This window comes from Streptomyces misionensis, assembly GCF_007896895.1.
Classification (GTDB): domain Bacteria; phylum Actinomycetota; class Actinomycetes; order Streptomycetales; family Streptomycetaceae; genus Streptomyces; species Streptomyces misionensis_A.
Genome location: NZ_VOGW01000072.1, coordinates 25,731 through 32,820, shown reverse-complemented (window position 1 = coordinate 32,820; position 7,090 = coordinate 25,731). Strand labels below are relative to the sequence as shown.

Genomic DNA, 7,090 nt, shown 5'->3' with positions numbered 1-7,090 from the left:
CCGACCGCCGCCCGCCCGTCTCCCCCGGCGCCTCCCTCGACGCCCTCGGGCGTGCCCTGTCCGGCCACACCCTCGCCACCGGCACCCTGACCGGCCGCTACGGTCACTGAGCGGGGACCGGTCGGCGGTGCACGCGCCGCCCGACGCACCATCGAAGGACGCGTACGCGGAAGGGGCGCCCGTGGCGAGGAAGAGTGAACTGCGCGAGCTGCTCCGTCTCGCGCCGGGCGAGCCCGTGGAGCTGGCCGCGCACGACACGGCGGCCACCCCCGGCGCCCCCGGCGGCAAGCAGGCCTCGCTCGCCGACGCCGCCCGCACGGGCAAGAAGCTGGCCCGCCTCCAGGAGCGGCTGTGGGCGGCGGGCACCGCGGGCGACCGGCGCCGGGTGCTGCTGGTGCTCCAGGGGATGGACACCAGCGGCAAGGGCGGCACGGTCAAGCATGTGATCGGCCACCTCGACCCGTCCGGCTGCCGTATCCACGCCTTCAAGGCGCCCACCGCGCAGGAGTTGCGGCACGACTTCCTGTGGCGGGTGCGGCGGGAGCTCCCCGGGCCCGGCGAGATCGGCATCTTCGACCGCTCGCACTACGAGGACGTCCTGGTCGCCCGCGTCCGGCACCTGGTCCCGCCCGCCGTGATCGGCAGCCGCTACGGCCTGATCGACGACTTCGAGCGCGGCCTCGCCGAGGACGGTGTGACGGTGATCAAGTGCTTCCTCCACCTGTCCTTCGAGGAGCAGCGGCGCCGGCTGCTGCGCCGCCTGGACCGCCCGGACAAGCGCTGGAAGTTCTCCCCCGCCGACATCGACGAGCGCGCCCTGTGGCCCGCCTACCAGGAGGCCTACGAGCTGGCCCTGGAGCGCTGTTCGGCCCCGTACGCGCCCTGGTACCTGGTCCCCGCCGACCACAAGTGGTACCGCGACTGGGCGGTCGGCCGGCTGCTCCTGGAACACCTGCGCGAGCTGGACCCGCGCTACCCGCCGGCCGGCTTCGACGTGGCGGAGTGCCGGGAGCGGCTGCTGAGGGAGACGTGAGCCGGGACGGGGCCGGGGTACCCGGCGGGCATGCGCAAGGTCACCGAGTCGTACTGGCTGGGCACCGCCCCAGGACCGCGGCACCCCGCCCTGACCGAGGACGTCGAGGCCGACGCGGCCGTGATCGGCGCCGGGATGGCGGGTCTCAGCACCGCGTACGAGCTGGCCCGGGCCGGGCTGCGGGTGGTGGTGCTGGAGGCCGGCCGGGTCGCGGGCGGGGTGACCGGCTGCACCACCGCCAAGCTGACCGCCCAGCACACCCTGGTCTACGACCGGCTGCGGCGCACCCGGGGCCCCGAGGGGGCGCGGCTGTACGCCCGCTCGCAGTCGGAGGCGATCGAGCACGCGGCCGCCCTGGTGGCCGAGTCGGGCATCGCCTGCGAATGGGAGACCCGGGACGCGTACACGTACGTGCGGGACCCGGAGCGGGTGGCCGAGGTGCGGGCGGAGGCACGGGCCGCGCGGGCCGCGGGTCTGGACGCCTCGTTCACGACGGAGACCGGGCTGCCGTTCCCGGTGGCGGGCGCGGTGCGGGTGACCGGGCAGGCGCAGTTCCACCCGGTGAAATACCTCCGGGCGCTCACCGAGGACCTGATCGCGCGCGGCGGCCGGGTGTACGAGGGGACGCGGGTCGTCGGCCTGGACGAGGGCGGCGGTTCGGGGCCCTGCCGGCTGACGACGGAGTCGGGCCGCACGGTGACCGCCCGGGACGTCGTCGTCGCCACCCATTACCCGGTCTTCGACCGGGCCCTGCTGTTCGCCCGGCTGCACCCGCGCCGCGAACTGGTCGTCGCCGGGCCGCTGGGCGACGGACCGGACCCGGAGGGCATGTACATCACCCCGGAGGAGAACACCCGCTCGGTGCGCACCGCGCCGTACGGCGAGGACGGGCGGCTCCTGGTGGTCACCGGGGAGCACTTCACGCCGGGCACCGGCGATCCGGGGGCCGGTTTCGACGGGCTCGCCGCCTGGGCCGAGCAGCACTTCCCCGGGGTGGCACTGGACCACGCCTGGGCCACGCAGGACAACGACTCCACCGACACCGTGCCGCTGGTCGGCCCGCTGCACCCGGGCGCCCGGCACACCTATGTGGCGACGGGCTTCGGCGGCTGGGGCCTGAGCGGCGGCATCATGGCCGGGCTGCTGCTGACGGCGCTGATCACCGGCGGGGACAGCCCGTGGCGGGAGCTGTACGACCCCCGGCGCCTGAAGTCCGTGGTGCGTGAGGCGCCGTCGCTGCTGAAGACGCAGGCCGAGGTGGCCCGGCACTTCGTCGGCGACCGGCTGAAGCCGCCGGCCGCCCTGGACGACCTGGCCCCGGGCGACGGCGCCCTGGTCCGGGCCGGGGACCACCGGCTCGCGGTGCACCGCGACGACGAGGGCGCGCTGCACGCCGTCTCGGCCCGCTGCACCCATCTGGGCTGCCTGGTCTCCTTCAACCGCGCCGAACGCGCCTGGGAGTGCCCCTGCCACGGCTCCCGCTTCGACGTGGACGGCCGGGTGCTGCAAGGGCCCGCGGTGCGGCCGCTGGAGCGGCGGGACATCGGGTCCGCCGATTGAGGCCGCGCGGGTGACCGTACCGCCGCGCCACGAGTCATATCGGCATACAAACGGGCAATCAGCCCTACGTTCGTAGGGTGATCCGACCAGCACGCCGTCTCACCGCCGTCACCGCGCTCACCGCCGTCTGCGCCCTGGGCGCGGCCCTCGCCGCCTGCGGGACCGAGAGCCCCGCGGGCGGCACCCGCCCGGCCCCGGCCAGGTCCGCGGCCTCCGCCTCCCCGTCCGCCTCCCGTCCGCCCGTGCTCACGCCGGGCCCGAACGGCCTGACCCCGGTCTTCGCACACGGCCCGCGCACGCTGGGCAAGACCGTGGCGTTCACCTTCGACGCCGACATGACCGCCGACGAGGGGCCCCGCGCGGCCGCCGGCGAGCACTTCGACAACCCCGGTCTGATCGGCGCCCTGCGCACCCTCAAGGTGCCCGCGACCGTCTTCATGACCGGCCGGTGGGCCGAGCAGTACCCGGACGAGGCCCGCAGCCTCGGCGCCGACCCGCAGTTCGAGGTCGCCAACCACTCCTACAGCCACTACGCGTTCACCCCCAGCTGCTACGGCCTGCCCACCCTCGACGCCTCGAAGATGCGGGCGGACGTGGAACGGGCGAACACCGCCTTCCGCGCGGCGGGCCTGCGCGACACGCTGCCGTACTTCCGTTTCCCGGGCGGCTGTTACAACGACCAGGTGCTGCGCACCCTCGGCGGGCTGGGCATGACCGCGGTGCAGTGGGACGTGGTGAGCGGGGACGCGTTCGCCACGGACGCCGACGCGGTCGCCAAGCAGGTGCTGGACGGGGTGAAGCCGGGTTCGGTGGTCGTCATGCACTGCACCCGCAGCGCAGCGCCGACCACCGAGACCGTCGTCCGCACCGTCGTGCCGGAGCTGCGCAAGCGCGGCTTCCGGTTCGTCAAGGTCTCCCAGCTGATCGGCGAGACCGCCGGCCACCACTGACACCGCCGAGTCCGCTCCGGGTGTTCCGGGGTGGCCACCGCCGACGGCGCCGAGTCCGCTCAGGGCGTTCTGCGGGCGGTGAGCGCGCACGCCACGGCGAAGGCCGCGGCCGTGAGCAGCGCCGCCCCGGCCAGCGGCAGCAGCGGCACCGGCACCCGGCCGGACTGCGAACCGGTCACCAGCCCGCTGACCGCGGCCCGCGCCGGGGAGCCCGCGACCACCGTGGCCAGCAGCGCGCCCAGCAGCATCGCGGGCACCGCGCGCCCGGCGCCGCGCAGCAGCGGCCAGTGGGTGAGCGCGCCGACGGCCGCGCCGAGCAGCGCGCAGACGAGCACGGCCGACAGCCCGGCGGCCCCGGCGGCCGGGCGGGGCACCGGGACCCGGTCGCCGTTGCTCGCCGGATCGCTGATCAGGGTGAGGACGACCGTCGCCGCCGTACCGAGGAGCGCCGCCGCGAGCAGCGCCGTCAGCAGACAGGCGAGGTGCGCCCGGGCGGGCCCGCGCGGGGCGGCGGCGCAGGCCCGGGCGGCGGGCGGCTCGCCGGTGACGCAGATCCGCACCAGCCAGGCGGCCACCGGCAGCAGCCCGGCGGCCGTGTAGCCGAGCGAGTCCAGCACCGGCTGGCCGCCCTGCACGCCCACCGCGAGGAACGCGGCGTACAGGATCGCCGGGGGCAGCCAGCGCTGGGAGCGCAGCAGCAGTTCGGCGTGGTAGCGCAGGAGTGCGGTCATGGCCGGGTCTCCGGGATCGAAGGCGGTGCGGGTGCGACGCTCACCACGTGCCAGGGCGGGCGGGCGGTGAGCAGGGTCCGCAGCAGGACGTCGGAGCGCGCGGCGGGAACGGTCAGCCGGTGACCGCCGTGCGCCGTCTCCTCGGCGGAGACGGCGAGCCGTGCCGCCTCGGCCGGCAGCCGCGCCCCGGCGGGTCCGCGCGCGACCACGACCGCGCAGGCCCCGGCCGCCGGGGCGTCCACGGCGGTACGGCGCTCCAGCCCGCCGTCGACCACGATGTACGTGGCGTCCGGCGCCCCGGCCAGCCGGCGCGGGTCGTGGTCCACGAAGACGACGGCGCCGCCCGCGGCGGTCCGCTCGGCCACCGCCCGTTCCAGCTCGGCCCGCGCCGCCGCGTCCAGCCCGGTCCAGGCCTCGTCGAGGACCAGCAGCTCGGGGTCGGCGAGCAGCGCCTGCGCGACGGCGACCTTCTGGCTGCCGCCCTTGGACAGCCGTGCCATCGGCGTGCCCGCGTACCCGGCCGCGCCGAACCGCTCCAGCCAGACCCCGGCGGCGCGGGCGGCGGAGGCGCGGGACAGCCCGTGCACGGTGCCGAGGCGGGTGAGGTAGCCGGCGGCGGTGAACGGCAGCGCGGACGGGAACCGCTCCGGCACGTACGCCGTGCGGGGGCGGCCGGTGATCCGTCCCTCGGTGGGCGCGTCGAGTCGGGCGAGCAGCCGCAGCAGGGTCGACTTGCCGGTGCCGTTCGCCCCCTCGATGCGGGTGAGGGTGCCGGGGACGATGGCGAGGTCGACGCCGCGTAACACCCAGGGGCCGCGGACGCCGTAGCGGCGCCCCACGGCGGTCAGGCGCAGATGACGGTGCATGGGCTCATTCTTCTGCAGCACGCCCCGCCGAGGGGCCGCGGCCGGGATACGGGACCGCGCGTTGAGCGGCGCGCGGGCGGCTTCGTAGGCTGGACCCTCGTGAGCGAAGTTCCCGAGTACGTGCTGCCCCTCGTCGTCCGCATCGAACGCGCCGCGCCGCCCGCGCGCACCGACGCCCTGGAGACCTCCGCGCGGGCCGTGCTGACGCTGCTCGGCGACGAGCGGGCACGCGGCGACGGCGAGTGGGCCGAGCTGGTGCGCGGCTGGGAGGACGCCCGCATCCGCAAGGTGGTCCGGCGGGCCCGGGGCGCCGAGTGGCGGCGCGCAGAGGCGCTGCCCGGCATCACGGTGACCGGCAAGTCCGCGGAGGTACGGGTCTTCCCGCCGGTCCCGCTGGACGGCTGGCCCAAGGACCTGGCGAAGCTCCAGGTCTCCGGCACCGAACTGGACGATCCGGAGCCGCCCCTGCCCGCGGACCCGGGCACGCCGGTCCTCTGGCTCAACCCGGAACTGACCATGTCCGCCGGCAAGACCATGGCCCAGACCGGCCACGGCGCCCAACTGGCCTGGTGGGCCCTGCCCGAAGCGGCCCGCACCACCTGGCGCGCCGCCGGCTACCCCCTCTCCGTCCGCACGGCGAGCCCCACCGACTGGACCCGCCTCACCGAGAGCGGCCTGCCGGTGGTCCGCGACGCGGGGTTCACGGAGATCGCACCGGGGTCGTGCACGGTGGTCGCGGACCATCCGGCGTTGCGCTGAACGCCTGCGCCGAGCGCGCGTCAAGGCCGCCTGCCGACCGACCCGCCCGCCCAGGGACGGCCGACGAGGCCGCGTCGGCCTGTCGTGCCGAGTGCCGGGAACGACGCCGCACAAGGGCGACCCCGGTGGTGATCGGAACGGCCGGGGCAACGGCGGGGCCGACCGGAGTGAGGCTCCGCGCTGCAGAGACGCCGCGGTGGCCAACCTCAAATGTTGCTCTGAAGCCGGCGCGCGCGGGGTTCGGGGCCGGCTCGGTGGGCCATAACCCCCGTCGTGAGATGGGGGGCGGGGATGGATCGACTGGGGACGGGGATCGGCTGGCGGCCGGAGATCGCGGAGGCCGTGGAGCGCATGCCCGGCGTCGACTGGGTGGAGGTCGTGGCGGAGAACGTCTGTCCGGGCCATCTCCCGGCGTCGCTGCGGCGGTTGCGGGAGCGCGGGGTGGCCGTGGTGCCGCACGGTGTCTCGCTCGGTCTCGGGGGTGCGGAGCGGCCCGACGAGGGCCGGCTGACGGCCCTCGCGGAGCGCGCGGTGGCGCTCGGGGCGCCGCTGGTCACGGAGCACATCGCGTTCGTCCGGGCGGGCGGCCCGCTCACCGCCTCGCCGCGGCTCGAAGCGGGCCATCTGCTGCCCGTGCCGCGCACCCGGGACGCGCTCGACGTGCTCTGCGCGAACGTGCGGATCGCCCAGGAGGCGCTGCCGGTGCCGCTGGCCGTGGAGAACATCGCCGCCCTGTTCTCCTGGCCCGGCGAGGAGCTGACCGAGGGACAGTTCCTGTACGAGCTGGCCGAGCGGACCGGCGTACGGCTCCTCGTGGACGTGGCCAACCTGCACACCAATCACGTCAACCGTGGCGAGGACCCCGCCGAGGCGCTGGCCGAGCTGCCGCTGGAGGCCGTCGCGTACGTCCATGTCGCGGGCGGCTTCGAGCGTGACGGCGTCTGGCACGACAGCCACGCGCATCCCGTGCCCGACGCCGTGCTCGGCATCCTCGCCGATCTCGCCTCGCGGGTCGCCCCGCCCGGCGCGGTCGGCGCGAGCAGCGGCGCGGGGCAGCTCGGGCTGCCGGGGCGCCTGGTGTCGCGCCTGGGGCGGGAGGGGCTGTTCAACGACGTCACGGCGAGAACGTGCCGCTCACCGCGGCGGCGATCGCCACGTGGTAGAGCACGATCGCCGCCGCGGTGAGCGGCA

6 protein-coding genes and 1 pseudogene are annotated in these 7,090 nt (G+C 76.1%); 5 read left to right on the top strand and 2 right to left on the bottom strand.

Annotated features, from left to right (window positions below):
* The first annotated feature begins 181 nt into the window (after positions 1-181).
* The 3 genes from FRZ03_RS13120 to FRZ03_RS13110 all read left to right on the top strand — a co-directional run bounded on the left by FRZ03_RS13120 (position 182) and on the right by FRZ03_RS13110 (position 3,543).
* Entirely contained in the window at positions 182-1,033 is an 852-nt protein-coding gene (locus FRZ03_RS13120; RefSeq protein ID WP_186785396.1) for a PPK2 family polyphosphate kinase, read from the top strand.
* Positions 1,034-1,063: 30 nt separating this feature from the next.
* On the top strand, positions 1,064-2,593 hold the full coding sequence (locus tag FRZ03_RS13115) for an FAD-dependent oxidoreductase (protein WP_146465319.1): 1,530 nt from the start codon (positions 1,064-1,066) through the stop codon (positions 2,591-2,593).
* A gap of 77 nt (positions 2,594-2,670) precedes the next feature.
* Positions 2,671-3,543, top strand: coding sequence for a polysaccharide deacetylase family protein (locus tag FRZ03_RS13110; protein WP_261398970.1), 873 nt, complete (start codon positions 2,671-2,673; stop codon positions 3,541-3,543).
* Positions 3,544-3,602: 59 nt separating this feature from the next.
* On the opposite strand, the gene FRZ03_RS13105 is transcribed toward FRZ03_RS13110, so the two are convergent.
* Positions 3,603-4,274: an ABC transporter gene (locus tag FRZ03_RS13105; protein WP_146465318.1), complete on the bottom strand. Its 672-nt coding sequence runs from the start codon at positions 4,272-4,274 to the stop codon at positions 3,603-3,605.
* Complete coding sequence (locus FRZ03_RS13100) at positions 4,271-5,140, bottom strand: ABC transporter ATP-binding protein (protein WP_146465317.1); 870 nt, start codon at positions 5,138-5,140, stop codon at positions 4,271-4,273. Before FRZ03_RS13100 ends, FRZ03_RS13105 begins: the two co-directional genes overlap by 4 nt.
* A 99-nt stretch (positions 5,141-5,239) precedes the next feature.
* Between FRZ03_RS13100 and FRZ03_RS13095 the strand changes: the two genes are divergently transcribed.
* Together FRZ03_RS13095 and FRZ03_RS13090 are read left to right on the top strand one after the other, a co-directional pair.
* On the top strand, positions 5,240-5,899 hold the full coding sequence (locus tag FRZ03_RS13095) for a peptidyl-tRNA hydrolase (protein WP_261398969.1): 660 nt from the start codon (positions 5,240-5,242) through the stop codon (positions 5,897-5,899).
* A gap of 291 nt (positions 5,900-6,190) precedes the next feature.
* Positions 6,191-6,931: pseudogene (locus FRZ03_RS13090) on the top strand (MbnB/TglH/ChrH family RiPP precursor modification enzyme); the annotation flags it as partial.
* Positions 6,932-7,090: the final 159 nt, after the last annotated feature.